Annotated in this window: 17 protein-coding genes; 9 read left to right on the top strand and 8 right to left on the bottom strand. The window is 72.6% G+C overall.

Features of this window, described 5'->3' with window-relative positions; all coding sequences use genetic code 11:
• Nucleotides 1–84: 84 nt before the first annotated feature.
• Nucleotides 85–579 carry an Lrp/AsnC family transcriptional regulator gene (locus LN042_RS32460; RefSeq protein ID WP_230055026.1) on the top strand — a complete coding sequence of 165 codons (495 nt, stop codon included), beginning with the start codon at nt 85–87 and terminating at the stop codon, nt 577–579.
• Nucleotides 580–839: 260 nt separating this feature from the next.
• On the opposite strand, the gene LN042_RS32455 is transcribed toward LN042_RS32460, so the two are convergent.
• The 3 genes from LN042_RS32455 to LN042_RS32445 form a co-directional block, all read right to left on the bottom strand.
• On the bottom strand, nt 840–1,037 hold the full coding sequence (locus tag LN042_RS32455) for a hypothetical protein (protein WP_230055025.1): 198 nt from the start codon (nt 1,035–1,037) through the stop codon (nt 840–842).
• Between the two features lie 21 nt (nt 1,038–1,058).
• The gene (locus LN042_RS32450; RefSeq protein WP_230055024.1) at nt 1,059–1,490 is read right to left on the bottom strand and encodes an Ohr family peroxiredoxin; all 432 of its coding nucleotides are present in this window, start codon (nt 1,488–1,490) and stop codon (nt 1,059–1,061) included.
• Nucleotides 1,491–1,787: 297 nt separating this feature from the next.
• A complete protein-coding gene (locus LN042_RS32445) occupies nt 1,788–2,960 on the bottom strand; it encodes a mechanosensitive ion channel family protein (RefSeq protein WP_230055023.1) in 1,173 nt (390 codons plus the stop codon).
• A gap of 317 nt (nt 2,961–3,277) precedes the next feature.
• On the opposite strand from LN042_RS32445, the gene LN042_RS32440 reads away from it, so the two are divergent.
• Together LN042_RS32440 and LN042_RS32435 are read left to right on the top strand one after the other, a co-directional pair.
• Nucleotides 3,278–4,240 (top strand): DUF1152 domain-containing protein, encoded by a 963-nt coding sequence (locus tag LN042_RS32440; RefSeq protein WP_230055022.1) that lies wholly within the window; start codon nt 3,278–3,280, stop codon nt 4,238–4,240.
• Between the two features lie 147 nt (nt 4,241–4,387).
• Complete coding sequence (locus tag LN042_RS32435; protein WP_230055021.1) at nt 4,388–5,749, top strand: C1 family peptidase; 1,362 nt, start codon at nt 4,388–4,390, stop codon at nt 5,747–5,749.
• Nucleotides 5,750–5,819: 70 nt separating this feature from the next.
• Here the strand turns inward: LN042_RS32435 and LN042_RS32430 are convergent, their stop codons facing one another.
• The 4 genes from LN042_RS32430 to LN042_RS32415 form a co-directional block, all read right to left on the bottom strand.
• Nucleotides 5,820–6,266: a cupin domain-containing protein gene (locus LN042_RS32430; protein WP_230055020.1), complete on the bottom strand. Its 447-nt coding sequence runs from the start codon at nt 6,264–6,266 to the stop codon at nt 5,820–5,822.
• 88 nt (nt 6,267–6,354) lie between these two features.
• On the bottom strand, nt 6,355–8,580 hold the full coding sequence (locus LN042_RS32425) for an alpha/beta fold hydrolase (protein ID WP_372495857.1): 2,226 nt from the start codon (nt 8,578–8,580) through the stop codon (nt 6,355–6,357).
• Entirely contained in the window at nt 8,553–10,337 is a 1,785-nt protein-coding gene (locus tag LN042_RS32420) for an N-acetylglutaminylglutamine amidotransferase (RefSeq protein WP_230055018.1), read from the bottom strand. The genes LN042_RS32425 and LN042_RS32420 overlap by 28 nt, the downstream gene beginning before the upstream one ends.
• Complete coding sequence (locus tag LN042_RS32415) at nt 10,325–11,665, bottom strand: carboxylate-amine ligase (protein WP_230055017.1); 1,341 nt, start codon at nt 11,663–11,665, stop codon at nt 10,325–10,327. Before LN042_RS32415 ends, LN042_RS32420 begins: the two co-directional genes overlap by 13 nt.
• 305 nt (nt 11,666–11,970) lie before the next feature.
• On the opposite strand from LN042_RS32415, the gene LN042_RS32410 reads away from it, so the two are divergent.
• Complete coding sequence (locus LN042_RS32410; protein WP_230055016.1) at nt 11,971–13,029, top strand: magnesium and cobalt transport protein CorA; 1,059 nt, start codon at nt 11,971–11,973, stop codon at nt 13,027–13,029.
• Between the two features lie 162 nt (nt 13,030–13,191).
• Here the strand turns inward: LN042_RS32410 and LN042_RS32405 are convergent, their stop codons facing one another.
• Nucleotides 13,192–14,532, bottom strand: coding sequence for a GH1 family beta-glucosidase (locus LN042_RS32405; RefSeq protein WP_230055015.1), 1,341 nt, complete (start codon nt 14,530–14,532; stop codon nt 13,192–13,194).
• 535 nt (nt 14,533–15,067) lie between these two features.
• Here LN042_RS32405 and LN042_RS32400 point away from each other — a divergent pair.
• The 5 genes from LN042_RS32400 to LN042_RS32380 all read left to right on the top strand — a co-directional run bounded on the left by LN042_RS32400 (nt 15,068) and on the right by LN042_RS32380 (nt 21,832).
• On the top strand, nt 15,068–16,774 hold the full coding sequence (locus LN042_RS32400) for an LCP family protein (protein WP_230055014.1): 1,707 nt from the start codon (nt 15,068–15,070) through the stop codon (nt 16,772–16,774).
• 966 nt (nt 16,775–17,740) lie between these two features.
• Nucleotides 17,741–18,697 (top strand): ROK family protein, encoded by a 957-nt coding sequence (locus tag LN042_RS32395; RefSeq protein WP_230055013.1) that lies wholly within the window; start codon nt 17,741–17,743, stop codon nt 18,695–18,697.
• Nucleotides 18,694–19,638 (top strand): 1-phosphofructokinase family hexose kinase, encoded by a 945-nt coding sequence (locus tag LN042_RS32390; protein ID WP_230055012.1) that lies wholly within the window; start codon nt 18,694–18,696, stop codon nt 19,636–19,638. Before LN042_RS32395 ends, LN042_RS32390 begins: the two co-directional genes overlap by 4 nt.
• A gap of 429 nt (nt 19,639–20,067) precedes the next feature.
• Entirely contained in the window at nt 20,068–20,430 is a 363-nt protein-coding gene (locus tag LN042_RS32385; RefSeq protein ID WP_230055011.1) for a cupin domain-containing protein, read from the top strand.
• A gap of 739 nt (nt 20,431–21,169) precedes the next feature.
• Nucleotides 21,170–21,832 (top strand): TetR/AcrR family transcriptional regulator, encoded by a 663-nt coding sequence (locus LN042_RS32380; protein ID WP_230055010.1) that lies wholly within the window; start codon nt 21,170–21,172, stop codon nt 21,830–21,832.
• The last annotated feature ends 278 nt before the right edge of the window (nt 21,833–22,110 follow it).

Below are 22,110 nucleotides of genomic sequence, written 5' to 3'. Positions count from 1 at the left end.
TTGATGGAAGCCATGCCGAACGAAATTCGGCTGATGGGCGACATGGTTTGCAGATCGACGGCAGCGACGGCGATCATGGGGAGCATGCCGAATAATCCGCAGGCCCGCGGTGCTTCCATCGATGACATCGACCGGGCGATCATCCGCGCCCTGGCCGACAACGCCAGGCTGGCGAACAACGCCCTCGCGGAGGCGGTGGGCATCGCTCCTTCGACCTGCCTGGCCCGGACCCGCTCGCTGCAGGAGCGCGGGATCATCCGAGGGTTCCGGGCCGAGGTCGACCCCGCCGCGATCGGGCTGCCGCTCCAGGCGATGATCTCGGTCCGACTGCGGGCCCACACCCGCGAGCAGGTCGCGAGCTTCCGCAGCACGGCCCCCGACCTGCCGGGCGTGCTGGCGGTGTTCCACATGGCGGGCTCCGACGACTACCTGCTGCACGTCGGCGTCGCCGGCCCCGAGGCGTTGCGCGACTTCGTCGTCGACAACCTCACCACCCACCCGGCGGTGGCGCAGACCCGTACCAATCTGATCTTCGAGCAGATACCCGGCCGACGGTACCTGGCCCCGCCCGGGCGCTGACCACGGCGCGGGGCGAGCTGCGGAGCGCACGGGCGCTTCTGCGAACGCAGGGCCTCCGATGGCCGGATTCCCCGATCCTGCCGGGGAGCCCTTCGGCAGCCCCCGCCGTTCACCGAGCTGTTCGACGCGGAGCTGCGCCGGGCCGAGGAGCACCCAGACCGGGCGCAGGGTGGAGATGTCGGCGACGTCCCGCTCGGCCGCAGGGCTGCCCGGGCCCCGCCGGCAAGGAAAAACCGGCGGGGCCCGGGCAGCCTGTCAGGTCAGAGCCCCAAGTCCAGGGCGAGGCACGAGTAGAACATCCATGCCTTCTCCGGGTCGTACGCGTCCGGCCCGCTGACCGCCGACACGTCCTTCGTCTCGGTCATGTCCTCGAAGCGGACGCGCTCGGGCAGCGTGCGAAAGCGCTCACGCCCGGCCTCGACGACGGCATCCAGTGCGGGTGCGTGCTTCGTTGCCATGGTCCGCCACCTCCGGTTCTCTCAGACCGATACCGCGACAGCGTTGACGGTGACCGGAATGTTCCCCCGCGTGGCCTTGGAGTAGGGGCAGAGCTGGTGCGCTGCCTCGGCCAGCTCGGTGGCGGTTTCCTGGTCGACGCCGCCGAGTTCGAGGTTGAGAACGGCGCCGAGGCCGAAGACTCCGTCGTCGCCGCCGTTCAGCGTCACCTCCACGGTGACGGCGGTGCTCGTCAGGGCGACCCTGCGCTGGGCGGCGGCCCGGCGGACGGCGCCCAGGAAGCAGGCGCCCCAGCCGGCGGCGAACAACTGCTCGGGATTGGTGGCTCCGCCGGCCCCGCCCAGCTCCTTGGGGATGGCGAGCGACGTGGTGAGAAGCCCGTCGTCGGCGGCGACCTGACCTCCGTTGCGGCCTTCTCCGGTCACCGTGACCACGCCGGTGTAGCTGACTGCCATCGCCCGTCCCCCTCACCTGTGTCGGCCGGCGACCCAGTCGAGTCACCGCTTTGAACGGTTACGAGTGTCACTCTCATGTGCGTCACCAGTCAAGGGGGTGATGGGCAGTGCGGTCGGTCTTGGCGCCGGTCCGGGCTCGGTAGGCGGCGGCCCTGACGCGATTGCCGCAGGTCCGCACGGCACACCCTCCCTGTGGTGGCCACGCGAACCGTCGAGGTGGACCAGGGGCGCTCGGGGCACGCCGACCGCTTGGCTGGGCAGCGACCGGCCTTCGAGGCGGGCGGGACGGGGCGGGGTTCAGCTGCCGCCGGGGTGGCCGCCGGACCCGCCGGACGCGCCCTGCTGTTCGACCGGGGGCGCCGCATCGACCGGCCCCGCCGGGCCGACGCCGGGTGCCGTACCGGCCGGGCCGACGCCGGGTGCCGTACCGACCGGGCCGACGCCGGGTGCCGTACCGACCGGGACTCGCGGCAGCGCCTGCGGATGGTGCTCGCGCAGATAGGTGATCATCCGCTCCCGGACCTGGCAGCGCAGCTCGAAGGCGTCGCCGCCGTCACGGGCGGTCATCAGCGCCCGCACCACGATGGTCGTCGGCGTTGTGTCCACCACCTGGAACGCCTTGCCGCGGCCGTCCCAGAGCTTGTTCCCCTCCAGGAACTCCTCGAACTCACCGCGCAGATCGTCGACCGGCGCGCTGTGGTCCAGGTGCAGCAGGGCGGTACCGGTGATGCCGGGATCGCGGCGGGACCAGTTCTCGAACGGCCGGCTGGTGAAGTACGAGACCGGCATGACGATCCGCCGCTGGTCCCAGGTGGCGATCACCACATAGGTCAGCGTGATCTCCTCCACCGTCCCCCACTCCCCGGAGACCACCACCACATCGCCGATCCGCGCCATGTCGCTGTAGGCCAGCTGGAGGCCGGCGAACAGGTTGGCGAGGGTGCTCTGGGCGGCCACCCCGGCCGCCACGCCCACCAGCCCGGCGGAGGCCAGCAGGCTGGTGCCGAGCGCCCGCACCTCCGGATAGGTCATCAGCATCGCGCCGAGCGCCACCAGCGCGATCAGCACCTGGCAGACCCGGCGCAGCAGCCCCGCCTGCGTCCGGGTCCGGCGCGCCCGTGCGGGGTCGCGGCGCCGGACGGTCACCCGCACGCTGGTCTCGATCACCAGCGCCACGAGCCGGCCGGCCAGCCAGGCGCAGCTCGCGATGGTCGTCAGCACCAGCAGGTGCCGCACGCTGCCGCGCGCCCCGGGGGCGAGGCCGACGGACGGCACGGCCGCGAGGGACAGGGCCGAGGTGAACGCGGCGAGCACCGGTGCCCGGCACTGCCGGACGAGCGAGAACGACGCGTGCTCGCCGCGCAGCGGCAAGCGCCGCACGGCGAACACCACCAGCCGGTCGGCAGTCCAGGCCACCGCCACCGCGAGGGCGGCGACGGCAAGCATCCGCAGACAGGCCCACTGGTCCACCCGGTACTCCTTCCCCTTCCGCCCCGCACCCGGCGCCGAGCTCTACTGATCGATCGTCAGCTACATCCATTGGCAGGACGATCCACGGAATCGGTGACGTGCGACCGGTTGCCCCCATCCATCGAGGGCAACCACGTCGACATGGAACCTCCACGGGTCACCCACCTCCGTCACACATGAGTCCGACCGGGGTCACGGCCCCGGCGCCCGCGCGGCACCGACCCGTCATCGCCCCGGCCCACCCCCGCCCCGGCCCCGCACGGCACGGCCCCTGCTGTGCGGGTGACGCCACAGCGCTGCGGCGGTACCTTGCCCGGATGCCCACGCTCTTCGAACCGCCGCTGCTCACCCGCCTGAAGGCAGCCGACCGGATCCTCATCGCCGGTGCCGGCGGCGGATTCGACATCTACGCCGGACTGCCGATCGCGCTGGCGCTGCGCGCCGCGGGCAAGGAGGTGCACCTGGCCAACCTGTCCTTCAGCCACCTCTACGGCCTCGACGCCGAGGTCTGGCTGGAGCCTGAGGTCGCCCGGATCACCCCCGACACCCGGTCCGCCGAACGGTACTTCCCCGAGCGCACCCTGGCTCGCTGGCTGCGCCTCCACCGCATGCCCGAAACCGTCTGGGCCTTCGCCTCCGTCGGGGTACGCCCGCTGCGGAAGGCGTACCGAGCGCTCACCTCGCACCTCGGAATCGACGCGATCCTGCTGGTGGACGGCGGCACGGACATCCTGATGCGCGGCGACGAGGCCGGGCTCGGCACCCCTGAGGAGGACATGGCCAGCCTCGCCGCCGTGGCCGGACTGCCCGGCATCCCGGAACGGCTGGTCGCGTGCCTGGGGTTCGGTGTCGATGCCTACCACGGCGTCAGTCACACCCTGGTCCTGGAGAACCTCGCGGCACTGGACCGCGCGGGAGGCTACCTCGGCGCCTTCTCCCTCCCCCGGGACTCTCGCGAGGGCAGGCTCTACCTGGACGCCGTCGAGCACGCCCGAGACGCGTTCCCCGAGCACCCCAGCATCGTCCACGGTTCCGTGGCGGCCGCGCTCGAAGGCCGGTTCGGCGATGTCCGCTTCACCGATCGCACCAGGAACAGCGAACTCTTCGTCAACCCGTTGATGACGCTCTACTTCACCGTGACCGTCGAAGCCCTGGCTGCCCGCAACCTCTACCTTCGACGGATCGAGGAGACCCACCTGATGCGCCAGGTCAGTTCGGCCATCGAGGAGTTCCGCGACAGCCTGCCCGGCCGGCGCCCGCCCCGGATGTTCCCTCATTGACGCGCCGGGTGCCTGGGGTCGTCGGCTCCCGGCCGGACTCGGTGCCGCGTTCGCCGACCGCGACGGGCTCCGTTGACTCCGGCTGAACGGCGTGCGACGGTGGGGAAGCACTGCTCTTAACCCGCTGGGAATGGGAGGCAGCTGGCTGTGACCAAGGGAAGCGACCGCGACCGCCAGGCCACGGGAGGCAGCTTGACGCCGGACCAACTCGACCTCTTCGAGAAGGAGTTCTCCGATCGTCCGGCGAACCGGCTGATGCAGAACGCGGTCACCCAGTCGCCGGTGGACGATGTCGCCCTGGACCGGCGGATCCTCACCGGCATCGACCACTCGGTCTCCCACCAGCTGGACGACTGGAAGGCCACCAACCAGAAGCAGAGCGGCCGCTGTTGGATGTTCGCGGGGCTCAACCTGCTCCGGGTCGGCGCCGCCCGGAAGCTGGGCGTGAAGGACTTCGAGTTCTCCCAGAACTACCTGCTCTGGTGGGACAAGTTCGAGCGGGCGAACTACTTCCTCGAGGCGGTCATCGACACCTCGGACCGGGATGTGGACGACCGCACGGTGGCGCACCTGCTGGCGGACCCGATCGGTGACGGCGGGCAGTGGAACATGTTCGTGGCGCTGGTCGCCAAGCACGGTCTGGTGCCCAAGTCGGCCATGCCCGAGACCGACAGTTCCTCGGCGACCCGGGCGATGAACCGAGCCCTGAAGACCCTGCTCCGCCAGGGCGCCCGTGATCTCCGGCGGCATGCCGCCCAAGGAGTCGGAGCGCAGCGGGAGTTCAAGCGCGAGGTGCTGGGCGCCGTCCACCGGGTGCTCAGCATCCACCTCGGTACGCCACCGCGGCGGTTCCTCTGGCAGTGGCAGGACGAGGCCAAGGTGTTCCACCGGGACGGCTGGCTCACCCCGGCGGAGTTCGCCGCCTCCTACGTGCAACTCCCGCTGGACGACTACGTCTGCCTGGTGCACGACCCGAGGGAGTCGAGCCCGGTCGGCCGCACCTTCACGGTCGAGTACCTGGGCAATGTCGTGGACGCCCCGCCGGTGGTCTATCTCAACGCCCGGATGGAGCTGCTGAAGCGGCTGGCGATGGACGCGGTCGTCGGCGGTGAGCCGGTGTGGTTCGGCTGCGACGTGGCGAAGATGATGCGCGCGGACGTCGGCGTGTGGGACGCCGGGCTCTTCGACTACGCGGCGGTCTACGACGCCCCCTTCACCATGGACAAGGCCGACCGGCTGCTGCACCACGACACTCGGATGACCCACGCGATGCTCTTCACCGGCGTCGACGTGGTGGACGGGAGGCCGCGGCGCTGGCGGGTGGAGAACAGCTGGGGCGAGGAGAAGGCCGACAAGGGCTTCTGGACCATGAACGACTCGTGGTTCGGCGAGCACGTCTTCGAGATAGCGGTCCGGCGCTCCGCGCTGCCGCCGGAGCTGGCCTCCGCCCTCGACCAGCCGCCGATCGTCCTCCCCGCCTGGGATCCGATGGGCGCCCTCGCCGAGTGAGGCGCGGACGGGCCGCCCTCCTGCGGCCGGCGCTGCCCGCGGAGTCCCGGCCGGCGTCGGACCGCGGGGCCTACAGCGTCTCGGTCGCGTACTCGGCCCGCAGCCCGGCGAGCCGTTCGGGGTCGAGCGGCTCGCCGGCCTCGATGGCGCGGTGGATGTCACGGAAGTAGTCCTCGTACCCGGCCGGTGTCAGCAGGAACAGGCAACGGGCCGGGGCGGACGAGGTGTTCCGGAATCCGTGGGCCATTCCGATCGGCACCGACACCGTCCCGCCCGCCCCGAGCGTGCTCACACCGCCGGGGAGGTCGAACGTCACCTCGCCCTCGAGCACGTGGAAGTGCTCGGCATGACCGCGATGGATGTGCGGCGCGGCCCCCACCGCCCCGGCCGGAAAGGTGTACTCCACCACGGCCAGCGCACCACCGGTCTGCGCCCCCGAGAGGTGGACCAGATACGACCCGGTCGGTGCGTGCAGCCGTTCTCCACCGCCGGGTTGGACCATCGCCAGGTCAGTCATGGCCTGATGATATGTCGGCCGTGCTCGACGGAGTAGCTCGGTGTGCAACCGCCTGCCCCTGCCCGACCCGCGGAACGAAGCGCACCGCTCAGTCGGCGAGGTGGCGTTCGATCCAGGCGGCCGCGGTGCGGCGGAACAGCACCCGGTTGCGGGTGTTCCTGAACTCGTGGCCCTCGTTGGGCAGGACCAGCAGTTCGGCGGGGATCCCCCGTTGGCGGGCCGCCAGGACCATCTGCTCGGACTCGCCCAGTGGCACATTGGTGTCGTGCTCACCGTGAACGGCCAGCAGCGGCACCCGCAGGGCGTCGATCCGGCTCATCGGGGAGAGCGCGTGCAGCAGGTCCCGGTCGCGTTCGGGGTGGCCGTACTTGGCCGCGGCCGATCGGGCGATCCACGGCTCGGTGCCGGCGAAGAACGTCAGGAAGTCCGACATGCCGCACACGGAGACACCGGTGCGGAACAGCTCCGGATGCCAGACCAGGGAGGCCAGCGTGAGGTAGCCGCCGTAGGAGTGGCCCATCACGGCCAGCCGGCGGGGGTCGGCGAGTCCCAGGCCGACCACGTGCGTGGCGCAGTCCGCGACGTCGTCGATCGCCGCGAACCGCCCGGTTCCGAGGTCGGCGTTGACGAAGGAGCGGCCGGAGCCCAGCGAGCCGCGCACGTCGGGGGCGAAGACGTCCAGGCCGTGGCCGAGCAGTTCGTGGTAGAGCGGGTCGAAGACCGGTCGCTCCTGCTGCTCCGGGCCGCCGTGCAGATGGACGACGCACGGCGCCCGCAGGTCGGGGCCGGCGCCGGGTGCGCGATAGTACCAGCCGCCCAGTTCCAGCCCGTCGCGGGCCCGCAGGCGCAGGTGCTCGGGCCGCTCCGGCGGCGGCCGGCCGGGTGCGACGGCGTCCTCGTCCCGCGAGGACCACGGGGTGCGGACGGGCGGCCCGCCGTCGGCCGCGTGCCAGATGCCGGGCCGGCGCACGGAGCCGGAGACGGCCAGTGCCAAGCCCGACGGGCCCGCCGGGCTGATCCGGGTCACCACCTCGTGCGTCAGCGGCAGTGGGCGCGGGGCGAGTTCGGGCGGTGCGCCGTCCACCTCCGCCCCGGTGCCGGCGCCGGCCCGGCGCCGCCCCGCGGCGGGCAGGGCGACGACCTCCAGCTCGGTGCGGCCGCGCACGTTCCAGGCCAGGACGGCGCTGTGGCCGTCGTCCCGGACGGACAGCAACTCCAGGTCGACACAGTCCCGTTGGGCGATCACCTGGCGACGTCGGCAGTGGCCGTCCGGCCCGAGCTCGGCGGTGACCAGGGCCGCGAACTCACGGTCGGCGTCGCTGCGCAGGTACAACGTCCGGCCGTCGGGCGAGAACCGGCCGATCCACGGGTCCCCGTCGGCCACCGGCACGGTGCAGGCCGTCTCACCGCTGTCGGCCCGCAGCACCACGGCCTCGCGCCGGCCGCGCGGCCCTCGCAGCAGCAGGACGAGCCGGCCGTCCGAGGTGGTGTCGCACACCCGCAGGGTGGCGCCCGCCGGTTCGGTGGCGAGGAGTTCGGGGGGCCGCACGCCGGTCGGATCGGCCAGGTAGGCGGCCAGGCCCCCGCCTGTGAGGTGCGGTTCCAGGCCGGTTTCGTACGGGGCGGGCATCGCCGGACGCAACGCCGTCGGCACCGCCCCCGGCAGGCCGGCGTCCAGCAGCAGGGTCCCGACCTCGCCGTGGTGGGCGCCGCCGAGCAGCACGGCGCGCCCGTCGCGGCTGATCCACTCGCTCGGGGGCACCTCCTGGTACGGCTCGGCAGGTGCGGCGGTGCCGGTCTCGGTGGCGGGCAAGCCGACCAGCGGGTCGGTGGTGGTGATGGCGATGGCCGAACCGTCGCGGGTCCAGCGGCCGAGGTAGGCGGTGCTGCCCGCCAGCGCGCCGGCCAGGATCCGGCGGTCGCCGCCGTCCGGCCGCACGCAGAGCACCCGGGTGTGCTCACCCCCGCCGGGGGCGGTGGTGTAGGCGATCCAGCGGCCGTCCGGGGACCACGAGACCTCGATCACCGGGTCGATGCCGGTGTCCAGCAGGTGCACGTCGTCGCCGTCGGCTGATCCGGTCCACAGCTGCGGTACGCCGCCGCGGTTGCAGATGAAGGCCACCTGCCCGCCGGTGGGGTCCGCCGAGGGGTACCAGCAACCGTGGGCGGTCACCGGGCTGTGGCCCTCCCGGCTGTCGTGGGCGTCCGGGAGGACCACGGCCTGAGGGGCCGCCGGCGGCGGGGCCACGGGATCGGAGCGCTGGTCCACCACGGTCCGCCTCCCGTTCAGCTGATCCCGTGGGACTGCAGCCACATCTCCAGCAGGGCCACCTGCCACAGCGCGTTGGCCCCGCGTGCCGTGCGATGGGCGTCCGGTGCGGCGAGCAGCTCGGCCAGATAGGTCTCCTGGAAGATTCCCCGGGACCGGGCCTCGGGGGCCGCCAGGGCCTGCTGGATCCGGCCGAGCACCGGCGGGGCCATCCGCCGGATCGCCGGCACGGGGAAGTAGCCCTTGGGTCGGTCGATGACCTCGCGCGGCAGGAGCTTGCGGGCGGCGTCCTTGAGGACCCCCTTGCCGCCGTGGGCGAGCTTGAACTGCGGCGGGCAGGCGGCGGCCAGCTCGACCAGCTCGTGGTCCAGGAACGGCACGCGTGCCTCCAGGCCCCAGTCCATGGTCATGTTGTCGACCCGCTTGACCGGGTCGTCGACCATCAGCACATGGGTGTCCAGCCGGATGGCGGCGTCCAGGGCGGTCTCCGCCCCCGCGGGCGCCATGCTCGCGCGGACCAGTTCGCTGGAGGCGTCGTGGTCCGCCAGCAGCTCCGGCCGGAGCATCCGGGCCAGTTCGGCGTGCGACCGGTCGAAGAACACCTTGGCGAAGGTCTCGGGCTCCCGTTCGCGCGGCACGGCCGCCAGGGCGGGGTGCCAGCGGTACCCGGCGAAGACCTCATCGGCACCCTGCCCGCTCTGCACGACGCTGACGTGTTTGGAGACCTGTTCCGACAGCAGGTGGAAGGCGACCACGTCATGGCTGACCATCGGCTCGCTCATGGCCGCCACCGCCCGGTCCAGGGCGCCCCGCACCCGGTCCGACGGGACCATGATCTGGTGGTGGTCGGTGGCGAACTCCCGGGCCACCAAGTCCGAATAGCCGAACTCGTCGCCCTCCTCGCCGCGTTCCGCCTCGAACCCCACGCTGAAGGTGGCCTGGTCGTCCTGCCCGGCTTCGGCGAGCAGCGCCACGATCAGGCTGGAGTCCAGACCGCCGGAGAGCAGCACCCCGATCGGTACGTCCGCCACCGTGCGGCGGCGGACGGCGGTGCGCAGCGCGTCGAGCACGGCGTCGCGCCAGTCGGCGGCGTCCATGCCCGCGTGCTCCGGCCGACGGCTGTAGGACGGCTGCCAGTAGCACTCGTCGTGCTGGCCGCCGTCCGCCTCCACGACCCGCACGGTGGCGGGCGGCAGCTTGCGGACGCCGGTGAGCACGGTGCGCGGGGCCGCCACCGTGCCGTGCAGGGTCAGGTACTGGTGCAGTGCGGCCGGGTCGATGGAGGTGTCCACGCCACCGCCCGCGAGCAGGGCGGGCAGTGAGGAGGCGAAGCGCAGCCGGCCCGGCCGCCGCGCCAGGTAGAGGGGCTTGATCCCGAGCCGGTCGCGGCCGAGCACCAGCCGACCGGTGTCCGGTTCGGCCACGGCGAAGGCGAACATGCCGAGCAGTCGTCGCACGCAGGCCGTGCCCCACTGCCGGTACGCCTTGAGCAGCACCTCGGTGTCGGAGGTGGAGTAGAAGCGGTGCCCCAGGTCCTCCAACTCCTGCCGCAGCGCCTGGTAGTTGTAGATGCAGCCGTTGAAGACGACGGTGAGGCCGCTCACCGCGTCGGTCATCGGCTGGGCACCGCGCTCGGACAGGTCGATGATCTTCAGACGGCGGTGGCCGAGCGCCGTGGCGCCCTGCGACCACACTCCGCGGCCATCGGGCCCGCGGGCCGCCAACCGATCGGTCATGCGCTCCACGGCGGCCAGGTCGGGGCGCCCGCCGTCGAAGCGGATCTCTCCGCTCAGCCCGCACATGCCGAGCCACCCCCGTTCGGGCGGCGCCGGGGGGCCGTCGGGAGGACGGTGGCGATGGTCGGGTCCCAGCGGCCTGCGTAGGACTGGCCGTCCGCGGCCGTCGTCCGGCCCGTCCGGCCGGCCGTCCGGCCCGTGCGGCGCAGCAGGGCGCCGGACCGGTGGGCCGCGAGCCGAGCGGCCCGGTTCTGCCGGCAGCGGGCGGACAGGCTCCTGCGGTCGATCCGCGCGCGGGGACCGATCACCGCTGGGTTCGCCCGGGTCCGGGCGATCAGGAAGTCGACGGCCGCCGTCAAGCCGCCGTCGGCGGCGACGCGCCGAAGCCGGTGGGCGACGTCGCCCAGCCCCAGCGTCTCCTCGACCAGTCCGGAGACCGTCGGCCAGTCGCCGAACCCCTCCAGGGTCGGCCGCAACCGCGCCAGCAGCGAGCGGACCACCGCGCAGGCCGGCTGCTCCAGACCGGTGTCCGGGTCGACCAGGTGGCCGCCCAGTCCCGAGCGGGCGGCCCGCCAGGTCATGGCGCGCAGCCAGGGCTGGCGGGAGTGCGGACAGCCGTTGGATCGCCGTACCGCCTCGCAGGCGTCCACCACCAGCGCGCGGAACAGTCCGGCGATCATCACGGCCGTTTCCACCCGGGGGCAGGCGTCGCACACCCGCAGCTCCAGGGTCGGCCGGTGCGCTGACGGCCGGATGTCGTAGTAGACCATCCCGGCATCGGTGATCACCCCGGAGCGGATCAACCGGCCCACGGCCGTGTCGTAGGCCGCTGCCGAACCGAAGCAGCCGACCGGGCCGCTGGTGGGCCAGCGCTGCCACAGCATGGTGCGCCAACTGGCGTAACCCGTGTCCGCGCCGAGCCAGAAGGGTGAGCTGGCGGACAGTGCCAGCAGGGTCGGCAGCCAGGGCGAGACCAGGCACATCACGCGGACGGCCATGTCGCGGTCGGGCACGTCCACGTGGAACTGGACGCCGCAGATCAGCTGCTCGTCAGCCACCGTGCGGTACTCGTCGGCCATGTGCAGGTACCGCGGGTCCGGGGTGGCCTCCACCGACTCCGTCCGGGCGAGCGGCGCGGTGCCGGCCGCGACCACGGCCAGACCCAGCGGGGCGGCCGCGTCGACCAGGCTCCGCCGGGAGCGGGCCAGGTCGGCGTGGAGGGCGTCCAGCGAGGCGTGCACACCGCTGTTGGTCTCGACGGCCGACTGGAGGAACTCGGTCGTGAAGCCGCGGGCCGGTAAGCGTTCCAGCACCTCGTGGGCCCGTGCCGCCAGCATCCGGGTCTCCACGTCGACGATGTGGAACTCCTCCTCGACTCCCATCGGCACGGTCATCGGGCACCTCCGAACCGGTTCGACGGCACGGCCTCCGCTGGAGCACCGTGCCCCGGGCGGCCGCCCTGTACGGTCGTCCGCCCCCGAACACCCAACCTCCCACGCCCGCCCCCGAACCGCATCAGGACCCGGGCCGGTGGTCGGCGACGGGCCGCGGGCCGACCGGCTGCCCGGTCGTCTCCGGGCCTTCCGTGGGCGGGTCCGGGCGAATCGGAGGAGCATCTGTGGGTGGGGGCGTCTGCGGCGTGCTGAGCCGCCGGTGGGGCGACACGCGGCGCAGCCGGCTGGGCACGAGGAGGAAGAGCATGATCGTCGACTGCGCGCACTACCGCGACGGAAGTCGGCAGCACGAGGGGCCCATGTCGCTGGAGGAGGCGGCCGCGCGCTGCACGGAGGGCGGGTTCGTCTGGCTCGGCATGTTCGAACCGGCCCCCGAGGAGCTCGACAGGGTGCGCGCCAGCTTCGGGCTGCACGAACTCGCCGTCGAGGACGCCCAGGCCTTCCACCTGCGGCCCAAGGCCGAGCAGTACGAGGACGGCACCGAGCTGATCGTCCTGCGCACCGCGCGCTACGACGACGAGCGCGAGGAGGTCGACACCGGCGAGATCAGCGTCTTCCTCGCCGAACACTTCGTGATCACCGTCCGCCAGGGCATCGCCAGCGAGTTGGGCGGCGCCCGCAGCCGACTCGAACGCCGCCCCGAACTCCTGCGCGCCGGCAGCGCATCGACCCTGTGGGCGATCCTCGACCAGGTGGTCGACAGCTACTCGCCCGTCGTCGCCGAGCTCGAACGCGACATCGAGCAGATCGAGGCCACGGTCTTCTCCGGCACGGTCGCCCCGACCGAACGCATCTACTTCCTGCGCCGCGAGGCCACCGACTTCTACCGCGCCGTGCACCCGCTGCTCGCCGTACTCGCCCGGCGGGTGCTGCCCCGCCGGTCCCCCGGAGAGCTCCTGCCGTACTTCCGCGACGTTCAGGACCACCTGCTGCTGGTCAACGAGGAGGTCGCGGCCCAGCGCGATCTGCTGGCCACCGTCCTCGAAGCGAACATCGCGGTGATCTCCGTCGAGCAGAACAAGATCAATCTTCGCCAGAGCGCCACGATGGAGAGGCTCACGATCATCGCCACGGTGTTCCTCCCGCTCTCCTTCGTGGTCGGCTTCTTCGGCCAGAACTTCGAGTGGCTGGTCAACCACATCAGCAGCTTGACGGCCTTCATCACCCTCAGCGCCGTCGGCCTGCTCCTGCCGGTCCTGGTGCTCTACGTCTGGCTGCGCCGCCGCCCCGGCCAGGCGGCGCAGCCGTCACCCGGAGTGGCCGACCTGGGGGACCACCCGTCGAAAGCCCCAGCGGGCAAGTGATGCCGCAAGGCGCCTCCGGTGCCCTGGAACGGTGGCGACCGACCCACCGGGCGACCGAGCCACCGTGCGACCGAGCGACTGCCGGGGAACGGCGCGACCGAGCGACCGAGCGGCTGCCGGGGAAACCGGCGCGACCGACCGCCGCTTGGCGCGTTCGATCAACTACCGTCCGTGCGCTGCCCGGTGAGCGGCGATCAGCTCTCGGTACCAGGAGTAGGAGGCCTTCGGGGTGCGGCGCTGGGTGGTGAAGTCGACGTGCACCAGGCCGAACCGCTGACTCATCCCGTCCGCCCATTCGAAGTTGTCGATCAAGGACCAGGTGTAGTAGCCGCGAACGTCCACTCCCTGGGCGACTGCCTCGGCGAGCGCGTCGAGGTGGCCGGCCAGGTAGTCGATGCGGAAGCGGTCGTCGAGGGCGTCGTCGGTGGAGCAGCCGTTCTCGGTGATGGTGACGGGCGGCAGGGCGGTGCCGTAGCGATCGCGGAGGGTGAGGAGGAGTTGGCGAAGGCCGTCGGGCACGACGGGCCAGCCGAAGTGGGTCCGGGGAACGCCGTCGATCTCCACCTCGGTGAAGGGTAGGGCGGGGTCGGTGGGGGCGGCGATCCGGGTGGGGTTGTAGTAGTTGACGCCGAGCCCGTCCAACCGGCCGGAGGCGGCGATCAGTTCCAGGTCACCGGGGTGGACGCTGCCACCCAGGTCCGGGGCGACTCCGTAGGCGCTCAGATCCGGGTAGCGGCCGAGCAGGATCGGGTCGGTGAACAGGCGGTTGTGCAGCGCGTCATAGGCGTCGGCGGCGGTCCGGTCCTGCTCGCTCGGCGAGGCGGGCCATACGGGGGTGAGGTTGTTGGCGATCAGCACCCGGCCGCCGCGCCCGCGCAGTTGCGCCGCGGCCAGCGCGTGGCCGAGGAGTTGGTGGTGCCCGGCGGGCAGGGCGTCCAGCATCAGGGCACGGCCTGGGGCGTGGATGCCGAAGGCGTACCCGAAGACCATGTGGACCACGGGCTCGTTGAGGGTGATCCAGGCCGGCACCCGGTCGCCGAGACGGTCCGCCACGATCGCGGCGTAGTCGGCGAAGCGGTGGGCGGTGTCACGTGCCAGCCAGCCGCCGCCCTCCTCCAGCACCTGCGGCAGGTCCCAGTGGAAGAGCGTGGGCAGCGGGGTGATCCCGGCGGACAGCAGGGCGTCCACCAGGCGGTCGTAGAAGTCCAGGCCGGCCGGGTTCGCCGAACCCCGGCCGGTGGGCTGGATCCTGGGCCAGGCGATCGAGAACCGGTAGCCGTCGAGCCCTAGTTCACGCATCAGCGCGACGTCGTCGGCATAGCGGTGGTAGTGGTCGCAGGCGGTCCGCCCGGTGTCGCCGTTCTTCACCGCCCCGGGCCGGTCGACGAACTCGTCCCAGACGGAGCGTCCGCGACCGTCCTCGTCCACCGCGCCCTCGATCTGGTAGGCCGCAGTGGACACCCCCCAGTGGAAGCCGGCCGGGAGATCACGTCGGTCGCTCATGGCCACACCTCTCAATGAATATGAGTTCACCTCATATTAGGGACTCGTTCGCTGAACTACCAGAAGCAGAAGGCAACTTCCTTCACAGTCAGCGGAGGTCCGGTTGTCGGGCACGGGCAGCGGTCACGGGAAGCGGTCACGGGAAGCGGTCACGGGCAGCGGTCACGGGCAGCGCGTGGCGCACCGAGCGACGCGGCGATGCCTCGGCGGAGTCCATTGCCGACTGCCCGACGTGTTCGCGCGCCCGGGGCGCGACGGCACCGGCGCCGGCGCCCGCCACGAGGGCGTGCCCTCCAGCGTGGTCACCGCGCCCCACCGCGTCGAGCGGCTCGGCCTTCCCCCGCACCCGGGGGCGATTTGTCCGGTCCCCACTGCCCGAAGGGCTGCACCCTGCCCCGCTCCCGACTACCTCAGAGTCACTTGCTACCTTGCGCAACTGGAACCGATGGCGTGTCGCGCAGCGTCGCCATCCCAGAACAGCGCACAACGGCGCAGAGCAGCACCGCGGAACACGGGTCGAGGAGGGCTTGCGGGGATGGTCGACGTATCAGCGGGCGGCGGGTCCGAAGCCCCCCGCCGTGCACGTGGTGCCCGCCCGGCCGGGGCGGCCGCCGAGGGCCGTGCGGCGGTCCGCAAGAGCAAGAAGAAGCCCAAGCGGAAGGGCCTGCGGATACTGGCCTACACCACCGCCGGGCTGGTGCTGGTGGCGGCCGCCGGCGGCGGCTACATCATCGAGATGCTCGACGGCAACATCAAGCACTCACCGCTGTTCGCCGGCACCTCCGGCGACGCCGGCCACGAGAAGCCCGACGCCTTCGGCCGCACCCCGATCAACATCCTGGTGATCGGTTCCGACAGCCGGGACAATGCCGCCGACTGCCAGATCGGCGGGGACTGCGGGCCCGGCGCCAACGCCGACGTCGAAATGGTGCTGCACGTCTCGGCCGACCGCAGCAACGCGACGGTGATGAGCATCCCGCGCGACACCGACGCCTCACTGCCGGGTTGCACGGACAGCCAGAACCACACCTCGATGAAGCCGCACCGGGACCGGATCAACAGCACCCTGGACTACGGTCCGGGCTGCACGGTGGCGGCCGTGCACCAGTTGACCGGCATACCCATCGACCACTTCATGATGGTCGACTTCCAAGGTGTGGTGAGCATGTCGGACGCGGTCGGCGGCGTGCCGGTCTGTGTCGACAACAACGTCTACGACCCCTACTCCCACCTGAAGCTGAAGAAGGGCAGCCACACCCTGCAGGGCATGTCCGCGCTGCAGTTCGTCCGGACCAGGCACGGCTTCGGCGACGGGTCCGACCTGGGCCGCGCGTCGGCCCAGCACATGTTCCTCAGCTCGATGGTCCGCCAGCTGAAGAGTGCGGGCACCCTCACCAACCCCGCGGCGGTGCTCTCGCTCGCCAATGCCGCGACCAAGGCGCTCACCGTCGACGACGGCCTCGCCGGCGTCACGAACCTGGTGAACCTGGCCGACGACCTCAACAAGGTCCCGACCAACCGCATCACCATGACGACGATGCAGAACGACCCGGACCCCACCGACCCCCTTGCCAAGGTGGTGGTCGACCCCGCGGCGAAGAACCTGTTCAATGCGATCACCAACGACGTCTCGCTGACCAACGGAGACGGCTCAAAGGCCTCGGCGGCCGCCCAGGCCACCTCGACGGCCAACCCCGACGCCACCACCGCCGCCCCCACCTCGGCCCCGGCCGCGCCCGCCGCCGGCGGCGCGCCGAAGTCGGAGATCACGGTGCACGTCAGGAACGGCAGCGGGATCACCGGACGCGCCGCCGACGTGGCCGACGCGCTGAAGGCGGACGGTTACAACCCGGGCACCGCCGCCGCCAACGCGGCCGGCACCGAGGAGACCAGCGAGGTGACCTACACGGCGGGCCGCGAGGCCGACGCCCAGGAGGTGGCCGCCTCGGTGGGTCTGCCCGCTTCGGCGGTCAAGCCCGGCATGGGCCCGGGCATCACCCTGGTGATCGGCAAGGACTGGCCGAGCGGCACGACCTTCGGCGGTGGCGGCGGTAGCTCCGCCGGCACTCCTGCCCCGGTCAACACCCAGGCCGCACTGAGCAACTCCTCCGCCGAGACCGCCGACGACTCCAGCAAGTGCGCCCAGGTCGCCACCCAGGACACGGTGAAGCTCAACAACGTCGGCATGAACCCCACCGAGGCGTACGACAAGAGCCCTAACGTCGCCGACTCGGCACCGTGACCGGGCGCGCGCACGGCTGACGGGCCGCGCGCGCACGCCTGACGGGCCATGGGAGGCGCAGGCCGCCGTCCGAGCGGCTTCGACGCCGGCCCACCGACCCGGCGGGTCTGGCGGGCGCGCCGGGCGGCGGCGATCCGCGCGCCGCCGCTGCCCCTCCCGGCGCCGTCGTGGCACCGTCGTGGCGGCGGGTGGCTCCTTCGCCGCCGCCCGGCAGCGGCCCCGCCCGATCGCCACGGGCGCCTCGTCGCCGCACTCGTCACTGCGGCGGCCGCCACGGCCACGCCGCTGCTCACCGCTCCCCCGGTCTCACCGTCTGGTCACCGTGCCGGCCGCGGTGGGCAGCTCGGTCGGCCCGTGCCTGCTCACCTTGCCGGTCGCCCGCCGTCGACCGCGTCCGCACCGACCCTGCGCCCCTTCGAGAGCCATCGGTCCATCCCCGGGCCGACAGCCCACCGGGCGGCCGCGCCGGTGCACCGTTGCGGGTCCCCCACGGTCGCCGGGGGCTCGGGGCCCACGACGGTCGGCAGCGCGGCCACTCCCCCGTGCGGGGCCCGGCGATCGGGGCCCTGAAGCGTCGCGAGCGACACCGTCCGCTGCGTTCGAAGCGTCGGGCCAGGGGCTGCCCGGACCCGAGCCCATGGTCGACGGCACGCGGGCCGGTCGGCCATCAGCCGGAGTCCGCTCACCGCCGTGGTGCGCAATCCGCCGCCTCTCCATTGCGCATTCATGCTTGGACTTGCTAGACATTGAGCAGATTCAATCATCTGTCATCGTGGTCCTTGCATCAGGAGACGCCATGAACCGCGTGATCCCCACGGCCGACAGCCGGTCGGCGTGCCGACGCCACAGGGCGGCGCCGCTGCCGGCCGGGCTGCCCGAGCCCGAAGCGCGTCTGGCCGCACGACCTGGGCCCGAAGGACCACGCTGCGTGACCGCGTGGTGCGGCGGCCCGGAGGAGGGCACCGCGTGACCGTCATCGCGCTCGCCGTCGGCGGCACCGAGATCGAGGCCGGCGTGCTGGCGGAGGACGGCGCCCTGATGCACTCCGAGCGCCGGTTCACCCGCGCCGAGCGCGGCCCCGAGGCCGTCATCGACACCGTCATCGACTGTGCCGCCGAACTCGCCCGCGAGTACCGGCCCGCAGCCGCCGGGATCGCCGTCCCCGGCATCGTGGACGAAGCAGCGGGGACCTGCGTGTTCGCCGCCAACCTCGGCTGGCGACGGGTCCCGGTCCGGGACTGGCTCGCCGAGGAGCTGGACCTGCCGGTCGCGTTCGGGCACGACGTCCGGGCCGGCGGGCTCGCCGAGGCCCGTCTCGGCGCCGGCCGGGAGTGCGGTTCGTTCCTCTTCGTCCCGGTCGGCACGGAGATCGCCGCCGCGATCGTGCTCGGCGGTGAGGCGTTCGCCGGCGAGCAGGGATCCGCCGGCGAAATCGGGCACCTCGTGGTGCGCCCGGACGGCGAGCCGTGCCCCTGCGGTCGCCGGGGCTGCCTCCAGACCGTCGCCTCCGCCTGCGCCATCGCTCGTCGCTACAGCCGTGCCACCGGTGAGATCGGCGTCAGCGCCCGGGACGTCCGGGACCGGGCCGACGCGGGCGACGCCGTCGCAGCCGAGGTCTGGCGCGACGCCGTCGAAGCGCTGGCCGATGGCCTCAGCGCCGCCGTCACGCTGCTCGACCCCGAGTGCATCGTCATCGGCGGTGGGCTGGCCCGCGCGGGAGCCGCGTACTTCGACCCGCTCCGAACCGCCCTGGCCGAGCGCCTGACCTTCCGGACCGCTCCCCCGGTCCGTCCCGCCGAACTCGGCCACCGGGCAGGCTGCCTGGGCGCCGCCCTGCTGGCCCGGGACCTCCACCGGGCCGGGCCCGCCACGTCGCCGCAGCCGGTGACGCCGCGACAGATCTCACAGAAGGCCGTCGGATGATCCTCACCGTCACGCTCAACGCCGCCCTGGACGTCACCTACCGGCTCGACCGGCTCCGCCCGCACGCGAGCAACCGCGTCCACGGGACTGCCACCCGAGCCGGTGGCAAGGGCATCAACGTCGCCCGCGTGCTGCACGCCCTCGGGCACCCGGCCGTCGTCACCGGCCTCGTCGGCGGGCCCACCGGCGAAACCGTGCGCCGCGATCTCGCCGCAGCGGGAATCCCGGACGAGCTGGTGCCGATCACCGGCGAAACCCGCCGCACGGTCGCCGTCTACGACGAACACGACGCCGACACCACGATCCTGCTGGAACCCGGCCCGGTCGTCACCGACGCCGAATGGGCGCGATTCCTCAGCCGTTTCGACGAGTTGGTGCCGCGCGCCGAGGCCGTCGTCCTCTCCGGCAGCCTCCCGGGCGGCGTCCCCACCGACGCGTACGCCGTCCTGATCCGCCGGGCCCGCGCCCACCGCGTGCCGGCCGTGCTCGACGCCGACGGCGCGGCCCTGCTCGCCGGCCTCGCCGAGGCACCCGCCATCGCCAAACCCAACGCCCATGAACTCGCCGCCGCCAGCGGCAGCACCGACCCGCGCGCCGGAGCCGAGGCCCTGTGCGCGGCGGGTGCCCGGGCGGTGGTCGCCTCGCTCGGGGCCGACGGGATGATCGCCTGCACCCCGCAGGGCAGTTGGCGTGCCCGGCCACCGCGAGCGATCACCGGCAATCCGACCGGAGCCGGCGACGCGGCGGTGGCCGCCCTCACCCTCGGGCTGGTCGACGACGCCCCTTGGCCCGATCGGCTCGTCCAGGCCGTCGCCCTGTCCGCCGCCGCCGTCGCCGCCCCACTCGCCGGCGACTTCGACCCCGGCGTCCAGCGCCGTCTGCTCCACGAGGTGACCGCCGAGCCGCTCGCCGCGCGCCAAGGCTACGCCGTCAACCCCTGACCGGCCCGGAACCGGCACCGCGGCACCGGCACCGCCCGGCGGAGACCACCATCGGCGGCGGCACGTCGGCACCTTCCAGCGCCTCCCGCGGGCCGTCGCCGCCACCGGCCCGGCCCACGCCCGCACCGGGTGCCCGCTCTCCCGGCAGGAGCGCGGTCCCCAGGTCGCGCCGCCGGCGGCCGGGGTGCGCGGGGGTGGTCGGGGCTCGCCGAGCGGTGGCGGACGACGGCAGGCCACCGCGGCAGCAGGTGGCCGCCGCCCGGCGCGCCCTCCATGCCTCCTCGTCCGGCCGCGAGTGCGTCGTCGTCCGTCACGGGACCGCCCGGGGACCACCGAATCTGACGTGTCCGGGCGCCCGGGCAGGCTGCGGGCACCGCGGTTTCGGCCGACGATGGTAGTAAGCCATCGATCGACCCTGGAGTGTGCGACATGGCTGGTCTCATCCGCAGGAGCTTGGACGCGCCCGAGGAGGTCCGTCCTTTCGAGGGCGGCATGGGCGAACTCGCGCTGGTCAACCTCGACGCGGGTCCGGTGGGCCGGGCGGTCTTCCAACCGGGCTGGCGGTGGTCCAAGCATGTGAAGCCGATCGCCAAGACCGAGAGTTGCCAAGCGGCCCACATGTGTTACTTCGTCTCCGGCCGCATGAAGGTCGTCATGGACGACGGGGAGGAGATGGAGTTCGGCCCGGGCGATTTCATGAACTGCCCGCCCGGTCATGATGCCTGGATCGTGGGCAACGAGGCGTGTGTCGTGATCGACTGGCAGGGATTCGCGGACTACGCCAAGCGCTAGTCCCACCGTTCAGAGGGATCCACGCGCGATCCACGCGCGAAGTCTTGCACCGGGTAGCCGAAGGCACTGCATGGTGCCGCCACCCCCTTGCACGGCTGATGGACCAGCCTGGCCAGTTGACACCGATCGGGGCCGCAGGGGGTGGCGGGCACGCCCGCCGGCGCGGCCGCGCAGGCGCTGACCGGAACCGGGCCCGTCGACTTCCCTGAGGGTCAGCCGCGCCACCGCCCAAGTCGTTGCAGCCACCCACCGGTTCATGATGCTGATCGGAGTACTGGGCGCCGAGCGGCAGTCGACCCCCGGCCATCACGAGGGGGACGGCCTGGGCACGCTTCTGCAGCCTGCCACGTCCCCTGGGCGCGCCGGCCTTTCGATCGAAGGCCGCCTTCCGGTGGAGTTCCAAGCCGGCCTGCGGGATCAGGAGTTGCCACAGCTGACCGATGCCGGCTCCCGAGCGCTGGCTCGGCCCACCGGCGGAGACCGCCCGACTACGCGTCGGTCGCCTGCGGCTCCCGCTTCCCGGCGCAACCAGCTCCCTGCCTCTCGCCGACGCCACCTCGGCCGGTGGGCGACCGCGGCCGGCGTCGCCGCGGTGCGCACCCCTGGGGCTCTGCGGCGTGCGCACCCCTGGGCTCTGCGGCGCTGACTGACCATCAGAAACCGGGGCTCCCCTGCGCAACGCCGGTCCGATGCGGCAGAGTGGTAGCCAGAACCGGCGAGTTGCAGGGAGAAGGGGCCGATGACCGAGCAGAGCACGGGCACCACCACGGTCGAGGTCACCGAGCCGGAGCTGCGACGCAAGCCCGTGCAGCAGCGCAGCCAGCAGCGCCTGGAGCGGATCCTGAACGCCTGCGCGGAGTTGCTCGACGAGTCCGGCGCGGCCGCGCTGACCACCAAGGAGGTGGCGGCCCGGGCCCAGGTTCCGATCGGCACGCTCTACCAGTTCTTCACCGGCAAGCAGAGCCTGCTGGCAGCGCTGGCCCGGCGCAACCTGAGGCGCTACCTGGACCGGCTGACCAGGCGCCTGGAGGCCGAGAGCCCGCAGGACATCGGTGGCTTCGTGGATCTCGCGGTCGAGGAGTTCGTAGCGATGAAGCGGGCCGTGCCGGGCTTCGGTGCCCTGGACTTCGGGCTGACCGGGCCGACCCCGCCGGCCATGGGCGATGTGGCGCACCTGCTCGACCTGACGCTGGACAACAACACCGCGGTGGCCTCGCTGCTGCTCCGGCTCGTCTCCGAGCACTCGGTGGACAGCGGCCGACGGCCGGGGCCGCTCGCCCTGCGGGTGGCCTTGGAGTGCGCGGACGCGGTGCTCAAGCTCGCCTTCGAGCAGGACCGGGACGGCGACCCGGAGTTGATCGCCGAGTGCAAGGTGCTGCTGCGGCGCTACCTGGCCGGGTGAAACGGCGGCTCAAACCAGAACACGGGCTCGACACCCATGGCAACTGTTCGACTCGGCGCCACTCGCACGGGTCAATTCACCCATCCAGGCCAAGGATTCGCATCCCCCCAACGGCGCGCCTGATTATCGTCCATGGTCATGCACGGCGATGACGACCCCCCGGAGCCCCGCCCGCCGGACCGGTACTGCCCGGGAGACCATGAACACCACGGTCACCATCACCACCACCCCGGCTGCTGCGGCCATCCGCACCATCACCACCATCACCACCACCACGA

The organism is Kitasatospora humi, assembly GCF_020907985.1.
GTDB lineage: Bacteria > Actinomycetota > Actinomycetes > Streptomycetales > Streptomycetaceae > Kitasatospora > Kitasatospora humi.
This window is presented reverse-complemented; position numbering and strand designations above follow the sequence as displayed.